General features: G+C 70.3%; 1 protein-coding gene. It reads left to right on the forward strand.

The features are described from left to right. Window positions 1–670 (forward strand): molybdopterin cofactor-binding domain-containing protein (locus E6R62_RS37940; RefSeq protein WP_168714315.1); only part of this gene is annotated, 670 nt, incomplete at both ends.

Genomic DNA, 670 nt, shown 5'->3' on the forward strand with positions numbered 1-670 from the left:
CGGAGATGTGCGGCCTGGCCCCCTCCCGGGTGCTCGGCTCGCTCGCCTTCGGCGCCGGCGGCTGGGAGCACGCCTCGATCCGGATGCTGCCCACCGGCAAGGTCGAGGTCGTCACCGGCTCGACGCCGCACGGCCAGGGGCACGAGACGGCCTGGAGCCAGCTCGTCGCCGATGAGCTCGGCGTGCCGTTCGAGGACGTCGAGGTGCTGCACGGCGACACCTCCATCTCCTCCCGCGGCCTGGACACCTACGGCTCCCGCTCGCTCGTGGTGGGCGGCACCGCCGTGGTCAAGGCCGCCGAGAAGGTCGTGGCCAAGGCCCGGAAGATCGCGGCGCACCTGCTGGAGGCCAGCGAGGACGACCTCGAGTTCACCGGCGGCAAGTTCTCCGTCCGTGGGACGCCGGGCACCGGTCTCGGCATCCAGGAGATCGCGCTGGCGATCTTCGCCGCCCACAACTACCCCGAGGGGATCGAGCCCTCGATCGACGCCGACGCGACGTTCGACCCGGTCAACTTCTCCTTCCCCCACGGCACGCACATCTGCGCCATGGAGGTCGACACCGAGACGGGCATGGTGAAGATCCGCAAGTACGCGTCCGTCGACGACATCGGGAAGATCGTCAACCCGCTCATCGTGGAGGGGCAGATCCACGGTGGGCTGGCCCAGGG

Origin of the sequence: Streptomyces sp. A1136, from assembly GCF_004795055.1 — a bacterium.
Classification (GTDB): domain Bacteria; phylum Actinomycetota; class Actinomycetes; order Streptomycetales; family Streptomycetaceae; genus Streptomyces.